The organism is Roseivivax sp. (assembly GCF_054552075.1).
On sequence record NZ_JBTOLZ010000001.1, the window covers coordinates 249,350 to 263,744 of the forward strand.

Below are 14,395 nucleotides of genomic sequence, written 5' to 3' on the forward strand. Positions count from 1 at the left end.
CCCGCCGCAATTGCCCGCTTGGGCGCTGGGGAACCGCGCGCAGAGGCACGGGGTTCTTGCCGGAAAGGAGAGACGCCATGGCCGACCGCCCTTCGATCAAGAACGAAAGCCTGTACGACGACCTGCGCGACGAGGGCATGTCGAAGGAAAAGGCCGCCCGCATTGCCAATGCGCGCGAGAACGACGACATGGCGCCCGCCAAGAAGGGCGGCCAGCAGCCGCCCTATGAGGAGTGGACCAAGGACGCGCTTTACGACCGCGCGCAGGAGATCGGCATCGAAGGCCGCTCCGACATGGACAAGGACGCGCTGATCGCGGCGTTGCGCAGGCACTAATTCCCCCTTTCACGGAAATCGTTCCCGAATCGATACATTCGGTGTATCGTGAGAACATTAAGTGAACATTTACCTGGGAGGGATAAGCATGACCGTCAGAGAGATCGCCGAGGAACTGGTCGCCGGCTGCCGCGAGGGCCGGACGCGGGAGAACCTGGACAAGCTTTATGCCGAGGATGCCGTCTCGGTGGAAGCGGAACCGATGAAAGGCATGGACAGCGCCGAGACCCATGGTCTCGACGGCATCCGCGGCAAACATGACTGGTGGGACAGCGCCATGGAGGTGCTGGAAGGCCACGTGGGCGGTCCTTTCATGCATGGCGGCGACCGTTTCGCGGTGCATTTCAAGATGAAGGCCAAGGACAAGGCCTCGGGCGAGGTCACTGACATGGAGGAGGTCGCGGTCTACCACGTTTCCGGCGACAAGATCGTGCGGGAGGAGTTTTTCTACACCATGGGCTGAGCTTGGAGGGGCTGGGCCGAGAGGGCTGCGTTTGAACGGGCGACCTATGAAGGGCCTATCCCGGCGAGGGCCTGACCCCGCCAGCGACCACGCCGACCGTCGCGGCGGCGCCGTCAGCCGCTCGAGGATTTGCGCAGCAACGCGGCGGCATCGCCGCGCCGCAAAAGCTCTTCGGCGACCTCGAGGCCGCTGCGCGAGCTTTCCTCGTGGCCGGGCAGCAGCTCGGCCAGGCGGCCCTCGAACTCGCTCGGCAGGATGGCGGCCGTGCGCTCGTCCACCAGCATGGATTCCGCGGCGATGCCCTCGGCGTAGATGATCTGGTGGTGGTCGAAGAGCATCTGGAAGTAGTCGACGAAGCCGCCCGAAAGCTGCCGCACCGTGTCGCCGTTCACCAGGTGGCGGGCGCGGACCAGGATCTCGGCCCGGCCGGCGCCCAACTCGTCGCGGCGCTGGTAGATGAACAGCCGGTGGTCGGGGCTGACGACCAGGTCGTTGAGGTTGTTCAGCACCCCTGCGCGGATCTCTACCGGGGCGAAGCCGCCCGAGGCCCGGGTGGTGCGCTGCCCGATCCAGCGGATCGGCTGCGGGCCGTCGTCGCGGGTCAGGACCTTGTCGCCGACGCGCAGATCCTCGACCGCGCATTGAGCGCCGGTGGCCAGGGTGATCAGCGTGCCGCGGGTGAAGGAGACGCAGGCCATCTGCGCAAAGCTCGCCAGCGGGCCCTCGGTGTCGACGCCGACAAGCGCGTAGTCGCGCTTGGGCGTGATCGGCGCCAGCGGCAGAAGATAGGTCGCGGCCACGTCGCCTTGGGCGTCGGTCTCGACCAGGACGATGGCCTCGGTGGTGGCGCCGTCGCCCGACATCAGGGTCAGGCTGCAATCGAGGTGCAGCTCGGCCCCCTCGGCGCCGACCTCGGTGCCCGGCGCCACGGTAAAGGGCCGGTCCGGGTGCGGCACGACGCGCAGGCCCACCTCGCCCGCGACCGGCGAGAGGCGATACATATCGGCCAGCTCCAGCTCCTCGGCGTGGCCGACGGGGTCGCCGAGGTTGGCGCCGTTGACGACGCGGAAATGTTCGGCCCGGAAGACCGCCAGCGTCTGCGCCGATCGTGCTGTGCCCTTGGCCGGCATTCGGGGGCCCCTCGCTTTCGCGCGCGTGTTGCGCCAGGTATCACCGCAGGAGATCCTGCCCGCGGATTATGTCATCAACGGGCCGGGTTGCGGGTCTTTTATCGACCCCAGGGCAACAGGGAAAGGAATGAAAATGAATCTCGGGATCGCGGGCAAACGGGCCCTGGTGACGGCCTCGTCGAAGGGCCTCGGGCGGGGCTGCGCCGAGGCGCTGGCCGAAGCGGGCGTCGAGCTGGTTCTGAACGCGCGCGGGGCGGAGGCGCTGGAGGCCACCGCCCAAGCGATCCGCGACGCCCATGGCGTGGCGGTCACCGCGGTGGCGGCGGACATCGTGACACCCGAGGGCCGGGCGCGGGTGCTCGAGGCCGCGGGTCAGGTTGACATCCTGGTCACCAACGCCGGCGGCCCGCCGCCGGGCCTCTGGTCGGACTGGAGCCGCGAGGATTTCATCGACGCGCTCGACGCCAACATGCTGACGCCGGTGGCGCTCATGCAGGCCATGCTGCCGGGCATGATGGAGGCCGGCTGGGGCCGGGTCGTCAACATCACCTCGCAGTCGGTCAAGGCGCCGATCCCGGTCCTGGGGCTCTCGAACTCGGCGCGCGCGGGGCTCACAGGCTTCGTCGCGGGCACCGCCCGGCAGGTCGCGCCGCACGGGGTGACGATCAACAACCTCCTGCCCGGCATCCATGACACCGACCGCGCCGCGGCGCTCGACGGGGGCGTGGTCAAATCCGAGGGCATCTCGGTCGAGGAGGCGCGCGCGCGCCGGGCCGCCACGATCCCCGCGCGGCGCTACGGCACCGCCGAGGAATTCGGCCGCACCTGCGCTTTCCTCTGTTCGCAGCACGCGGGCTTCATCGTCGGGCAGAACGTGCTGCTCGACGGCGGCGCGATCAACGCGACGCTCTGATGGCGCGGGGCCCGGACGGGCAGGGCGGCGGCGCGGGGTTCTCGCTCGCCGACCAGCTCTTCAACGCCGACACGGTGGGCGTGCTGGCCGCCCAACACGCGCATCTGCCGGGGGTGGATGCGGCGCGGTTCGCCGCGCGCGCGACCGAGGGGCTTGCGGAGCGGCGGTTGCTCGAGCGGCTGGACTGGATCGCCCTGTGCCTGGGCGATGAACTGCCGCGCGACTTTCCGGCCATGGCCGAAGCGCTCGAGGCGGCGATGCCGCCGCCGCTTGATCCCGGGCGCAGCGACGGTGACTTCGGGCGCTTCATCCACGCGGTGCCCGGGGTCCTCGCGGTGCGCCACGGGCTCGACGCGCATCCCGAACGGGCGCTCGACCTGATCCATGCCGCGACGCAGCGCTTCTCGATGGAGTTCTACATCCGACCCTTCATCACGCGCTGGCCCGAGGTGACGCTGCCGCGGCTCACGGCCTGGGCGGAGGATCCCAACTACCACGTCCGGCGGCTGGTCTCCGAAGGCACGCGACCCCGGCTGCCCTGGGCGACGGCGCTGACGCTGTCGCCCGAGGTGACGCTGCCGCTCCTCGATCGGCTGCATGCGGATCCCACGCGCTATGTCACGCGCTCGGTCGCCAACCATCTGAACGACATCGCAAAAACCGCGTCCGAGCTGGTCACGGCGCGGCTGGCCGACTGGCAGATCCAGGGGCGGCAGGCGCGGGCAGAGCTCGACTGGATGACGCGCCACGCGCTTCGCGGCGCGATCAAGCGGCAGGAGCCCGGGGCGCTGCGGCTCCTGGGCTTCGACCCCGAGGCGGCGGTCGAGGCGCGGCTGGAACTGACGCCCGAGCCGGTGCGGATCGGCGCGCGGCTGGGGATCTCGGTCCGGGTCGAGAGCGCCGCGCCGCAGCGACTGCTTGTCGACTACCGCATCCGGTTCCACCGCCCCTCGGGGCGGCCCGGTGAAAAGGTCTTCAAGCTCGGCAAGGGCGAGGCGGGGCCCGGCGCGCCGCTGATCCTGGAGAAGGCGCATCTGCTGAAGGCCGGGGCCACGACCTTCACCTGGCACCCGGGGCCCCATGCGCTGATCCTGCAGATCAACGGACGCGATCGGGCGGAGGCGGCGTTTACGGTGGGGGGCTGAGGGGGCCGTCCAGGCCGCGTTCGGCCTTTGCCGGTGGAGGCGGTGAAGAGGCGGAGCGGCGGGGGATGGAAGGCGGCGCGTTGCCTGCGCCACCAGGCGCCGTGAATTAGCTTTGATCGCATTTACGCTTTTGTAGGTAGTTGCGGGCTATTCTGTCTGCGCAAAGACCCTCACAGCATCGCAGCATCGCAGCATCGCAGCATCGCAGCATCGCAGCATCGCAGCATCGCAGCATCGCAGCATCGCAGCATCACAGCATCACAGCATCACAGCATCACCGCTCTCGCTCGGTGTATATTCCTTGGCAAGGACCTCCGCCGCGCCAACCGCCACTAAGGCCCACAGCATCACCCCCGCGAGGTTTCCCACCGGGTCTCCAGCGCCTCGAGCGCGGCGATCCGCTCCTCGGTCTTGGGGTGGCTCATCAGCCAGGCCGGCACCGCACCGGCGCGGGCGCCGGTCAGCGCCTCGAGCTTGGAAAACAGCGACTTCTGCGGGGCCACGCCGATCCCCGCCTTGGTCAGGAGCGCGGCGGCATAGGCATCGGCCTCGAACTCGTCCGAGCGTGAGAGCCGCGCGGCCAGAAGCGAGGTCACCGCGTTGGCGATCCAGACGCCGAGGCCCGGGATGATCCGGCCCAGCACCATGGCCAGTGCGGCGCGGATGGCGTTCTGTCCGGAGAAATCGATCATCCGCCGCCGCGAATGGCCAAGCGCCACATGGCCCAGCTCGTGGGCGATGACCGAGGCCAGCTCCTCGCCGGTCACCTCGCCGTTGCGGTATTTCCGGTAGAAGCCGCGGGTGATGAAGATCCGCCCGTCCGGCGCGGCGAGCCCGTTCACCGGGTCGATCTCGTAGATATGCACCTTGATGCGCGGCACATCGAGCGCGCGGGCAAGCCGGGTGAGGATCTCGCGCAGGCCCGGATCGGCCAGTTCGGTCGACTTCTGGTCCAGCTCCTTGCCGGTCCGCCAGGCCGAGAAGCGGTACATGGCGAGCGCGTAGAGGATGGCGAAAAGGATCGGCGCGATCTTGAGCATGCCCTCAATATGGGGCCTTCAGGGCGGAACGAAAAGCGCCCGGCGGTCGCAGCCGCCGGGCGCCTCCTGGTCCCGTGAGTGACGGGCGGGTGGCCGATCAGGCCAGCTTCGCCGACATGGTGATCTCGGCGGTGCCGCCCTGGTAGAGCTTGGAGATCGGGCAGCCTTCCTTGGCGGCATTGGCGGCCTCGAGGAACTTCTCCTCCGAGAGGCCCGGCACCTTGGCGGTCACGTCGAGATGCACGCGGGTGACCGAGAAGCCCTCGCCGTCCTTGTCGAGGGTGACCGTGGCGCGGGCGTCGATGTCGTCGGCCTTGGCGTCGTGCTGGCCGAGGATCATCGAGAGCGCCATGGCGTAGCAGGAGGCATGGGCCGCGCCCACCAGCTCCTCGGGGTTCGAGCCCGCCGCGCCTTCGAAGCGCTGGTTGAAGCCGTAGGGGGTGTCTTTCAGCACGCCCGACTCGGTCGAGACCTGGCCCTTGCCGGACTGCAGGTCGCCGGACCAATGCGCGGTGCCGAATTTCTCGATTGCCATGGGATTGTCCTCCTTCGCTTGGGTGTCGGGGAAAAACTATCGCGCGCGACAGAAAGTTCCAGAGGTATTTGTGCGGGGGAAGGGCCGGGCGGTTCGGTGAAGGTTCGGCGGGGCGGTGAGCGCGGCGGTCCGCAGAGGGTCAAACCGGGTGCACCAGAGGGCGCGCGCCGGACCGGGGGCCGGCGCTGCTGACCGTCGAGCGAAGCGCTTTATCCCCGCAAGTTCAGGGCTAGGGGTGAATTAGGCACGCCACCCAAAGGAGCGCCGGCCCATCGGGCCGATCCGGCGCGCGCCCGGCACCTTCGGTGCTGTTCGGGCGCAAGAAGAGGGCGTGGGGTATATCCCTCACCGCGTCAGCTCGCGCATCCCTTCCTCGATCCCGGCCAGGGTCATCGGCACCATGCGGTCCTCGAAGATCTCGCGGATCATGCCGATCGACTGGGTGTAGCCCCAGTATTTCTGCGGCACCGGGTTGATCCAGAGGTGGTCCGGCCACTGCTGCCGGGCGCGCATCAGCCAGGTCTGGCCGGCCTCCTGGTTCCAGTGCTCGTTGGCCCCGCCGGGCACGGCGATCTCGTAGGGGCTCATCGAGGCATCGCCCACGAAGATGCATTTGTAGTCGCCGCCATAGGTCCGCAGGATCTCGGCGGTCGGCGTCTGCTGGTCCCAGCGCCGGCGGTTGTCGCGCCAGACGCCTTCGTAAAGGCAGTTGTGGAAGTAGAAATGCTCGAGGTGCTTGAACTCGGCCCGGGCCGCCGAGAACAGCTCTTCGACCACCTTGATATGGTCGTCCATCGAGCCGCCGACGTCGAGAAAAAGCAGCACCTTCACCGCGTTGCGCCGCTCGGGGCGGGTCTTCACGTCGAGGTAGCCATGCTCGGCCGTCGCCCGGATCGTGCCCGGCAGGTCCAGCTCGTCCGCCGCCCCGTCGCGGGCCCATTTGCGCAGCCGCTTCAGCGCCACCTTGATGTTGCGGGTGCCGATCTCGATGGAGTCGTCGTATTCGCGGAACTCGCGCTTGTCCCAGACCTTCACCGCGCGGCGGTGGCGGCTTTCGTGCTGGCCGATGCGCACGCCCTCGGGGTTGTAGCCGTAGGCGCCGAAAGGCGAGGTGCCCGCGGTGCCCACCCATTTCGAGCCGCCCTGGTGCCGGTTCTCCTGCTCCTTCAGCCGCTCGCGCAGGGTCTCCATGAGCTTGTCGAAACCGCCCATGGCCTCGATCTCGGCTTTCTCTTCCTCGGTGAGGACCTTCTCGGCCATCTTCTCGAGCCAGTCGCGCGGCAGGTCCACCGCCTCGAGCACCTGGTCGAAGCTGATCGCCTCGAGCCCCGAGAAGGCGGCGGCGAAGGCGCGGTCGAAGCGGTCGATGTGCCGCTCGTCCTTCACCATGGCGGCGCGGGCGAGGTAGTAGAAGCCGTCGATGTCATAGGTGGCGAGGCCCGCGCGCATGGCCTCGAGGAAGGTCAGGTATTCGCGCAGCGAGACCGGAACGCCGGCCCCGCGCAGCTTTTCGAAGAAGGGGACGAACATGCCCCCGCTCCTACACCAGAATGTTCTCGAGCGCGATGGTGCCGATCAGGCCCAGCAGCGCGAAGGCGATGGCGTAGATGGCGGAATACTGCAGAATGTCGAAGCGGTCGCCCTTGCGGCGCCGGGCGGTCAGCCCGCCGATGAGCGCGCCCAGAAGCGCGGCGATGATCACGATCATGAACCCGGGGTCCTGCGTTTGAGCGGATTGAGCGCGGCGATCTCCTCGAGCTTCGCGCGCACGGCCTCGTCGGAGCCGAACCCGTATCTGGCCCAGCCCAGACTGTCCAGCCGGACCGCCCGTGCCTCGGTGTCGCGGCCCGACAGCTCCAGCGCCTCGGCGCGCAGCATCAGGAGCGTCGCCAGAAGTGCCGCGTTCTCGTGCCGCTCGGCGCTGGCGATGCCGGGTTCGAGCCGGATCAGCGCCGCCTCGGGGCGGTTCTGCACGATGGCATGGGCGGCGAGCTGCGAAATCACATAGGCGCGGTGCAGCTGGGTGCGGGGCGAGCGGGCGAAATAGCCTTCGGCGGCGCGGAACTGGGCCAGCGCGGCCTCGAGGTCGCGGCCCTGCAGGATGCGGCCCATGGCGTAATGCGAAAAGCCGCGGCGGTGGTCGGTCCAACCGCGTGCCTCGGCGATGGAGAGCGCCCGGCGGGCGGCGGCCTCGCGGTCGGGCGTGCCGGGGCCGAGCGCGGCCTGCACCGCCTCGATCCAGGGGCGCGGCGTGGCCTCGCTGGGGGCCGGACCGCCGAAGGCGCCGGCGGGGTTGAGCCGGTCGAGCAGCCCGGGCAGCCGGGCGGCCACCGCGTCGCGGCTCATGCCCGAGCGCAGCGCCGGGTCGTAGAAGGCGCGCAGCACCAGCATGTCGAAGCCGGTCAGCACCGTGTGCACATTGTCGTCGTTGAAGACCGACTCCGGCAGGCGGTAAAGGTCGTTCAGCGGGCCGATGGCCTGGGCCAGTTCCTCGTGCAGGCAGTCCCGCACCTCCTGCGGGCTGGCGTCGCCGGGCACGAAGATCGAGACCCGTTTGCGGGTGGTCATGGCCGACCAGTTGATCCGGCCGCTCTGTCGCGACCGGGCGTATTCGCGCAAGGAGCCGACGTTCGGCACCACGAAACAGGCGGCCTGCGGCAGGTAGCGGCGGATCTCGCGGCGGGGCACCGCCTCGACGGTGACCTCGGCGCTGCGGCTGCCCTGTGCGGCGCGAGCGATGTCGATCCCGGCCTCGGCGCGCAGCCGCGCCAAGAGCCGGTCGAGGTCGCGTTGCAGCATCGGCTTCGGCGCGCCGGTCACCCGCACCCGGATCGGGCCTTCGAAGCGGGTGAACCGCTCCAGCTCGCGGCCCGATTCCAGCGTGAAGGCGAGGTCGAGGAAATCCCGCGCGATCTCGGTGTTGGAGGCCGCGGTGGGGGCAGGGCGCGTCGCCGCGAAACTGCGCATCGGCGGCAGGCTGCTCTCGGCGATCATCGCCGCGCGGGTCGGCGTCTCGCCCTCCGAGGCGGGCATGCAGGCGCCGAGCGCCAGCGCCAGGGCCAGGGTCGCGCGGCGCATCACGGGCGCTGATACTTCACGAAGGGGGTGAGCTGGCCGATCCGGTCGTAGAGCTTCCGGGCGGTCCTGTTGAAGTCCTGGGTCAGCCAGTAGACCTGGCCCGCGCCCTGGGCGTCGGCCTCGGCGTAGACCGCCTCGATCAGCGCCCGGCCGACGCCGCGCCCGCGCATCTCGGGCAGGGCGTAGAGGTCCTGGAGGTAGCAGACCTCCTCGATGCGCCAGGCGTGGCGGTGAAAGAGGTAATGCACGAGCCCCACGAGCCGCCCCTCGGCCACCGCCACGAAGGCGCTGTGATCGCGCGGGTCATCGCCCAGGAGCCGCGCGAAGGTGCTGGCGTAGACCTCGGGGGTCACGGCGCTTTTGTAGAACTGCAGGTAGCCGGTCCAGAGCGCGGCCCATTCGGCGCGGTCGCCGGGGGCCAGCGGACGGATCTCGAGGTCGGGGCTTTGGGCCATGCGCGCGGGACCTTCTGCTCGGGGTGCCGCCGCCGGTCTGTCGCGGCGGTCGGATCCTCTCCTCGCCGCAGTATGGGGCAAAGCGCGGCGCTTGGCTATTGCCCTGGCGCCGCACCCGAAATCCCGGCGCGCCTCAGCGCGCCTGCCGCCGGGCCATGAAGGCCAGCCGCTCGAAGAGATGCACGTCCTGCTCGTTCTTCAGAAGCGCCCCGTGCAGCTTCGGCAGCGCGTCGGCGCCGTCGCGCTTGAGGTCCTCGGCGCTCAGATCCTCGGCCAGGAGCAGCTTCAGCCAGTCCAGCACCTCGGAGGTCGAGGGCTTCTTCTTCAGGCCGGGCTGTTCGCGGATCTCGTAGAACTGGCTCAGCGCCTCGGAGAGAAGCGCGGGCTTGATGCCGGGGTGGTGCACCTCGACGATCCGCCGCAGCACGTCCTCGTCGGGGAAGCGGATGTAGTGGAAGAAGCAGCGGCGCAGGAAGGCGTCGGGCAGCTCTTTCTCGTTGTTCGAGGTGATGATCACGATGGGCCGCTGGCGGGCCTGCACCGTCTCGCCGGTCTCGTAGACGTAGAACTCCATCCGGTCGAGTTCCTGCAGGAGGTCGTTGGGGAACTCGATGTCCGCCTTGTCGACCTCGTCGATCAAGAGGACCACGCGCTTCTCGGCCTCGAAGGCCTCCCAGAGCTTGCCCTTGCGGATGTAGTTGCGCACGTCGTTGACGCGCTCGTCGCCGAGCTGGCTGTCGCGCAGCCGCGAGACCGCGTCGTATTCGTAAAGGCCCTGCTGCGCCTTGGTGGTGGACTTGATCGACCACTCGATCATCCGCGTGCCGAGCGCCTCGGCGACCTGCCGCGCGAGCTCTGTCTTGCCGGTGCCGGGCTCGCCCTTGACCAGGAGCGGACGCTCCAGCGTGACCGCGGCATTGACCGCCATGGTCAGGTCGTCTGTGGCCACATAGGCGTCGGTTCCCTCGAATTTCACGCGCCGATTCCTCCTGCGTTTTGGCTGTCTCATACCGCGAATTTTACATCCGGCCGCATCAGTTAAGTAGTGACAGCCGGGCGGGCTTGGGCTATGCGCAGCCCTATAAACAGGGGTGCCAGATATCCAGGGGAAGTGCCATGGCGGATGTCGGCGTTTTTGACGGAGCAGTGATGAAGCCGGAGACTTTCTTGCCCGATGACTATCGTCCGAGCGAGGACGAGGAGTTTATGAGCCCGCGGCAACTCGAATATTTCCGCCGCAAACTGATTACCTGGAAACAGGATCTTATGGCCGACAGCCGCGACACGATCGAGGGGCTGCAGGACTCCACCCGCAACATTCCAGATGTCACCGATCGCGCCAGCGAAGAGACCGATCGCGCCATCGAGCTGCGCACCCGGGACCGCCAGCGCAAGCTGGTCGCCAAGATCGAAAGCGCGCTGCGCCGCATCGAAGAGGGCGAATACGGCTTCTGCGAGGTCACCGGGGAGCCGATCTCGCTGAAGCGTCTCGATGCCCGCCCGATCGCGACCATGACGCTCGAGGCGCAGGAAAAGCACGAGCGCCGCGAGAAGGTGCACCGCGACGACTGACCCGCAGGGTCGCGACGCATAGGGGGCGCCGGGCCGAGGAGGCCGGGCGCCTTTTCTTTTCGGAGGGGTCATGGATCTGACAGCGCGACGGATCGCGGTGGTGGGCGGCGGCATCGGCGGGCTCGCCGCGGCCCTGGCCTTCCGCCAGGCCGGGGCCGAGGTCACCGTGCTCGAACAGGCCGAGGCCCTGCGCGAGGTCGGCGCCGGGCTGCAGCTCTCGCCCAACGGTCTGGCGGTCCTGCGCGCGCTTGGCGTGGCGGTGAACCCCGGCGGCGCGCCCCGGGCCCGGGCGGTGTCGCTGCGCGACTACCGCGAGGGCCGCGAGGTGCTGCGCCTCGATCTCGGACGGCTCGGACCGGGCATGGACTACCGGCTTGTGCATCGCGCCGATCTGATCGACGCGCTCGCCCGCGCCGCCCGCGAAGCCGGGGTGAAGATGCGGCTCCTGCAGAAGGTCTCGGACATCACGCCGGGCAGCCCCGCGCGGCTGCGCATGGCCAATGGCGACGGCATCTCCGCCGACCTGGTGATCGGCGCCGACGGGCTGCATTCCGCCGTGCGCCCGGCGCTGAACGGCCCCGCCGCGCCGCGCTTCACCGGGCAGGTGGCCTGGCGCGCGGTGGTGCCCAATGTCACCGGCCATCCGACCGAGGCGCGGGTGCACATGGGCCCGGGCCGGCATCTGGTCAGCTACCCGCTGCGCGACGGCGAGGCGGTGAACCTCGTCGCCGTCGAGGAGCGGCGCGACTGGGTCGCCGAAAGCTGGTCGCACCACGACGACCCCGAGAACCTGCAGCGCGCCTTCGCGGGCTTCGGCGGCGCCTCCGCGCGGCTTTTGGCCGAGGTCGAGACGCCGGGCCTCTGGGGGCTCTTCCGCCATCCGGTCGCCCCGCGCTGGCACGCCGAGGGGGTGGCGCTTCTGGGCGATGCCGCGCATCCGACGCTGCCCTTCCTGGCCCAGGGCGCGAACCTCGCGCTCGAGGACGCCTGGGAGCTTTGCGACGCCTGCACCCGCGCCGAGGCGCTGGGCGCGGGGCTCGCCGCCTACCAGGCGCGCCGCCGGGACCGGGCGACGCGGGTGATCAAGGCCGCCAGCGGCAACGCCTGGAAGTTCCACCTGGCGCTGCCGGGCCTGCGCCAGGCCGCGCATCTGGCGCTGTCGCTCGGCGGGCGCTACGCGCCGGACCTGATGCTGAAGCAGTTCGACTGGCTTTACCGCTACGACCCGACCGCGCCGCGCTGAGGCGGGTGGTGTGCGGGGCGGGAGGCTGAGCCGCCGCTCCAAGCTCCAAGCTTGACGCTCCACGCCCCACGTGGCGCGCTCTACGCTCTACGCTCTACGCTCTACGCTCTACGCTCTACGCTCTACGCTCTACGCTCTACGCTCTACGCTCTACGCTCTACGCTCTACGCTCTACGCTCCACGTGGCGCAATCTACGCTCTCCGCTCCTCGATCTACGCTGCGTGCAGGGCAGGGGGCCACGTCCCACCCCATTCCCCCATCCCCCCGCTTCCCTTCCCGCCCGCGCGCCCCCACCTTCGGAGGACGGGACAAAGCCCGCCCAAAGGGTTAGGAAGGCCCCGGGAGGCAAGACCATGGACCGTTTCGACCCGATTCCCGAAACCGCGCTCGACTGGCACCGCGCGGGGCGCGGCGCCTGCCTGGCCACCGTCACCCAGACCTGGGGCTCGGCCCCGCGCCGCGTCGGCGCGCAGCTCGCCATCTCGGGCGACGGCGCCATCGAGGGCTCGGTCTCGGGCGGCTGCGTCGAGGGCGCGGTGATCGTCGAGGCGCTGGAGGCGCTCGAGACCGGCGAGATGCGCGAGCTGGAGTTCGGCGTCTCGGATGCCGATGCCTTCGCCGTGGGCCTGGCCTGCGGCGGCACCATCCGGGTGCTGATCGAACCGGTGGGCGCGGTGCTGCCCGAGCCGATCCTGGCCGAGCTGGTCGCCGCCCGCGCCGCCCGCGAACCCGTGGCCGTGGAAAGCGACCTCGACAGCGGCGCCCGGCGGATCCTGCGCGCGGGCTATCCCGCGCGGTTCCGCGCCGACCGCTCCGGCTTCGAGGAGGAGACCCGCACCTTCGTCACCATCCACAACCCGCCCCTGCGGCTGGTGGTGGTGGGCGCGGTGCATATCGCCCAGGCGCTGGTGCCCATGGCGCGGCTCGCGGGCTACGATCCGGTGATCATCGACCCGCGCGAGACCTTCGGCTCCGAGGCGCGCTTTCCCGGCGAGACGATCCTGAACGACTGGCCCGACGAGGCGGTCGAGGAGGCCGGGCTCGACAGCCGCACCGCGCTGGTGCTCCTGACCCATGACCCCAAGCTCGACGACCCGGCGCTGCAGAAGGCGCTGGTCTCGGAGTGTTTCTACATCGGCGCCCTGGGCTCGACCCGGACCCACGCCAAGCGCGTCGCGCGGCTCGAGGCGGCGGGCTTCACGAGCGAAGAGATCGCCCGCATCCACGGGCCGGTTGGGCTCGACATCGGTGCCGCCGGCCCTTCGGAGATCGCCGTGGCGATCCTCGCCGAGATGACCCAGGTCCTGAGACGCGCGCGATGAGGTTCGGACCCGTGCCGCTGGCCCGCGCCGAGGGCGCGATCCTGGCCCATTCCGTGGCGCTCGAGGGTGGGCGGCTGAAGAAGGGGCTGACCCTCGGGGCCGAGGACCTCGCCGCGCTTCAGGCGGCGGGCCATGCCGAGGTGGTGGTCGCGCGGCTCGAGCCGGGCGATCTGCACGAGGACACCGCTGCCGCGCGGCTCGCCGCGGCGCTGGTGGCGCCGGGCGCGGCGCTTCGGATCGGCAAGGCGGCGACCGGGCGGGCCAATATCTTCGCCACGGGGGTGGGGCTCGCGGGCATCGACGCGGCGCGCATCGACGCGCTGAACGCGGTGCACCCGATGATCACCGTGGCGACCGTGCCGCCCTGGCAGCGCATGGCCGCGCGCGGCATGGTGGCGACGGTGAAGATCATCTCCTACGCGGTGCCCGAGGCGGCGCTTGAGGCCTCGGCCGAGGCCGGGCAGGGGGCTTTGAGCTTCGCCGCGCCGCGGGTGAAGCGCGCCGCGCTGATCCAGACCGAGGCCGGCGCCGCGGTGAACCCGGCCAAGGGCCACCGCGCCATCGAGGAGCGGCTTGCCCGGCTCGACGTGGCGCTCGACCCGCAAGAGGTCGTCCCGCATGAGATCGCGGCGCTTTCCAAGGCGCTCGCCGCCTCCGAGGCCGAGGCGCTTTTCGTGCTGACCGGCTCGGCCACTTCCGACCTTTTCGACACCGCCCCCGAGGCGCTGCGTCGCGCCGGCGGCACGGTGCATCACTTCGGCATGCCGGTCGATCCCGGCAACCTGCTGTTCCACGGTGATCTCGGTGGTAAGCCGGTGATCGGCCTGCCCGGCTGCGCCCGGAGCCCGGCCTTGAACGGCGCCGACTGGGTGATGGAGCGCCTCCTCTGCGGCGTGCCCGTCACCCCCCGCGACATCGCCGCCATGGGCGTCGGCGGGCTCCTGAAAGAGGTCCCTCAACGCGGCCGCCCGCGGGAGGCGTGACGGGGGGCGGCTGCGGGCGCCCGTCCAGTTGCTCACAAATCCTTAACCATGCGCCCGCTAGCCTGATGGCGCGGCGGGCCTTTCGGGTCATGCCCTCTGCGGCCTTCCGCCTGTGCGCCAGACGCCGCAGCTTCCCCGGCGCTCGACGGCGCGCGGCTTGAAAAGTGACCTTGAAGGTGT

At 70.0% G+C, this 14,395-nt stretch carries 16 protein-coding genes; 8 read left to right on the forward strand and 8 right to left on the reverse strand.

Translation table 11 applies throughout. The features are described from left to right. Positions 1-77: 77 nt before the first annotated feature. A complete protein-coding gene (locus ACX938_RS01175; RefSeq protein ID WP_459429644.1) occupies positions 78-335 on the forward strand; it encodes a DUF7218 family protein in 258 nt (85 codons plus the stop codon). Between the two features lie 88 nt (positions 336-423). Continuing rightward, on the forward strand, positions 424-798 hold the full coding sequence (locus tag ACX938_RS01180) for a SnoaL-like domain-containing protein (RefSeq protein ID WP_459429645.1): 375 nt from the start codon (positions 424-426) through the stop codon (positions 796-798). A 113-nt stretch (positions 799-911) separates the two neighbouring features. Here ACX938_RS01180 and ACX938_RS01185 read toward each other — a convergent pair whose 3' ends face one another. Further along, positions 912-1,928, reverse strand: a complete 1,017-nt coding sequence (locus ACX938_RS01185; RefSeq protein ID WP_232752380.1) for a Hint domain-containing protein — start codon at positions 1,926-1,928, stop codon at positions 912-914. Positions 1,929-2,061: 133 nt separating this feature from the next. On the opposite strand from ACX938_RS01185, the gene ACX938_RS01190 reads away from it, so the two are divergent. Together ACX938_RS01190 and ACX938_RS01195 are read left to right on the forward strand one after the other, a co-directional pair. Beyond that, the gene (locus tag ACX938_RS01190; RefSeq protein ID WP_459429706.1) at positions 2,062-2,841 is read left to right on the forward strand and encodes an SDR family oxidoreductase; all 780 of its coding nucleotides are present in this window, start codon (positions 2,062-2,064) and stop codon (positions 2,839-2,841) included. Continuing rightward, positions 2,841-3,986 carry a hypothetical protein gene (locus ACX938_RS01195; protein ID WP_459429646.1) on the forward strand — a complete coding sequence of 382 codons (1,146 nt, stop codon included), beginning with the start codon at positions 2,841-2,843 and terminating at the stop codon, positions 3,984-3,986. Before ACX938_RS01190 ends, ACX938_RS01195 begins: the two co-directional genes overlap by 1 nt. A gap of 347 nt (positions 3,987-4,333) precedes the next feature. Here ACX938_RS01195 and ACX938_RS01200 read toward each other — a convergent pair whose 3' ends face one another. The 7 genes from ACX938_RS01200 to ACX938_RS01230 form a co-directional block, all read right to left on the reverse strand. Then, positions 4,334-5,026: a M48 family metallopeptidase gene (locus tag ACX938_RS01200; protein ID WP_459429647.1), complete on the reverse strand. Its 693-nt coding sequence runs from the start codon at positions 5,024-5,026 to the stop codon at positions 4,334-4,336. Between the two features lie 97 nt (positions 5,027-5,123). Then, positions 5,124-5,561, reverse strand: a complete 438-nt coding sequence (locus ACX938_RS01205; protein WP_459429648.1) for an OsmC family protein — start codon at positions 5,559-5,561, stop codon at positions 5,124-5,126. Between the two features lie 345 nt (positions 5,562-5,906). Continuing rightward, positions 5,907-7,091, reverse strand: coding sequence for a vWA domain-containing protein (locus tag ACX938_RS01210; protein ID WP_459429649.1), 1,185 nt, complete (start codon positions 7,089-7,091; stop codon positions 5,907-5,909). Positions 7,092-7,101: 10 nt separating this feature from the next. Further along, positions 7,102-7,269, reverse strand: a complete 168-nt coding sequence (locus ACX938_RS01215; RefSeq protein WP_232752374.1) for an apolipoprotein acyltransferase — start codon at positions 7,267-7,269, stop codon at positions 7,102-7,104. After that, positions 7,266-8,639: a DUF2927 domain-containing protein gene (locus ACX938_RS01220; protein ID WP_459429650.1), complete on the reverse strand. Its 1,374-nt coding sequence runs from the start codon at positions 8,637-8,639 to the stop codon at positions 7,266-7,268. Before ACX938_RS01220 ends, ACX938_RS01215 begins: the two co-directional genes overlap by 4 nt. Continuing rightward, complete coding sequence (locus ACX938_RS01225) at positions 8,639-9,094, reverse strand: GNAT family N-acetyltransferase (protein WP_459429651.1); 456 nt, start codon at positions 9,092-9,094, stop codon at positions 8,639-8,641. Before ACX938_RS01225 ends, ACX938_RS01220 begins: the two co-directional genes overlap by 1 nt. 133 nt (positions 9,095-9,227) lie before the next feature. After that, positions 9,228-10,070 (reverse strand): AAA family ATPase, encoded by an 843-nt coding sequence (locus ACX938_RS01230; RefSeq protein ID WP_232752371.1) that lies wholly within the window; start codon positions 10,068-10,070, stop codon positions 9,228-9,230. Between the two features lie 173 nt (positions 10,071-10,243). Between ACX938_RS01230 and dksA the strand changes: the two genes are divergently transcribed. The 4 genes from dksA to ACX938_RS01250 all read left to right on the forward strand — a co-directional run bounded on the left by dksA (position 10,244) and on the right by ACX938_RS01250 (position 14,215). After that, positions 10,244-10,666 (forward strand): RNA polymerase-binding protein DksA, encoded by a 423-nt coding sequence (gene dksA / locus ACX938_RS01235; protein ID WP_232752370.1) that lies wholly within the window; start codon positions 10,244-10,246, stop codon positions 10,664-10,666. Between the two features lie 70 nt (positions 10,667-10,736). Further along, positions 10,737-11,909 carry an FAD-dependent monooxygenase gene (locus ACX938_RS01240; RefSeq protein ID WP_459429652.1) on the forward strand — a complete coding sequence of 391 codons (1,173 nt, stop codon included), beginning with the start codon at positions 10,737-10,739 and terminating at the stop codon, positions 11,907-11,909. 354 nt (positions 11,910-12,263) lie between these two features. Continuing rightward, positions 12,264-13,232 carry an XdhC family protein gene (locus ACX938_RS01245; protein WP_459429653.1) on the forward strand — a complete coding sequence of 323 codons (969 nt, stop codon included), beginning with the start codon at positions 12,264-12,266 and terminating at the stop codon, positions 13,230-13,232. Continuing rightward, the gene (locus ACX938_RS01250; RefSeq protein WP_459429654.1) at positions 13,229-14,215 is read left to right on the forward strand and encodes a molybdopterin-binding protein; all 987 of its coding nucleotides are present in this window, start codon (positions 13,229-13,231) and stop codon (positions 14,213-14,215) included. Before ACX938_RS01245 ends, ACX938_RS01250 begins: the two co-directional genes overlap by 4 nt. Positions 14,216-14,395 lie beyond the last annotated feature (180 nt).

What these genes read in the sequence shown, in the direction of transcription:
- ACX938_RS01210 (WP_459429649.1), bottom strand. Translation starts at nt 7,091, where the DNA reads ATGTTCGTCCCCTTCTTCGAAAAGCTGCGCGGGGCCGGCGTTCCGGTC.
- ACX938_RS01205 (WP_459429648.1), bottom strand. Translation starts at nt 5,561, where the DNA reads ATGGCAATCGAGAAATTCGGCACCGCGCATTGGTCCGGCGACCTGCAG.
- ACX938_RS01195 (WP_459429646.1), top strand. Translation starts at nt 2,841, where the DNA reads ATGGCGCGGGGCCCGGACGGGCAGGGCGGCGGCGCGGGGTTCTCGCTC.
- ACX938_RS01175 (WP_459429644.1), top strand. Translation starts at nt 78, where the DNA reads ATGGCCGACCGCCCTTCGATCAAGAACGAAAGCCTGTACGACGACCTG.
- ACX938_RS01180 (WP_459429645.1), top strand. Translation starts at nt 424, where the DNA reads ATGACCGTCAGAGAGATCGCCGAGGAACTGGTCGCCGGCTGCCGCGAG.
- dksA (WP_232752370.1), top strand. Translation starts at nt 10,244, where the DNA reads ATGAAGCCGGAGACTTTCTTGCCCGATGACTATCGTCCGAGCGAGGAC.
- ACX938_RS01245 (WP_459429653.1), top strand. Translation starts at nt 12,264, where the DNA reads ATGGACCGTTTCGACCCGATTCCCGAAACCGCGCTCGACTGGCACCGC.
- ACX938_RS01190 (WP_459429706.1), top strand. Translation starts at nt 2,062, where the DNA reads ATGAATCTCGGGATCGCGGGCAAACGGGCCCTGGTGACGGCCTCGTCG.
- ACX938_RS01240 (WP_459429652.1), top strand. Translation starts at nt 10,737, where the DNA reads ATGGATCTGACAGCGCGACGGATCGCGGTGGTGGGCGGCGGCATCGGC.
- ACX938_RS01250 (WP_459429654.1), top strand. Translation starts at nt 13,229, where the DNA reads ATGAGGTTCGGACCCGTGCCGCTGGCCCGCGCCGAGGGCGCGATCCTG.
- ACX938_RS01200 (WP_459429647.1), bottom strand. Translation starts at nt 5,026, where the DNA reads ATGCTCAAGATCGCGCCGATCCTTTTCGCCATCCTCTACGCGCTCGCC.
- ACX938_RS01225 (WP_459429651.1), bottom strand. Translation starts at nt 9,094, where the DNA reads ATGGCCCAAAGCCCCGACCTCGAGATCCGTCCGCTGGCCCCCGGCGAC.
- ACX938_RS01220 (WP_459429650.1), bottom strand. Translation starts at nt 8,639, where the DNA reads ATGCGCCGCGCGACCCTGGCCCTGGCGCTGGCGCTCGGCGCCTGCATG.
- ACX938_RS01185 (WP_232752380.1), bottom strand. Translation starts at nt 1,928, where the DNA reads ATGCCGGCCAAGGGCACAGCACGATCGGCGCAGACGCTGGCGGTCTTC.
- ACX938_RS01215 (WP_232752374.1), bottom strand. Translation starts at nt 7,269, where the DNA reads ATGATCGTGATCATCGCCGCGCTTCTGGGCGCGCTCATCGGCGGGCTG.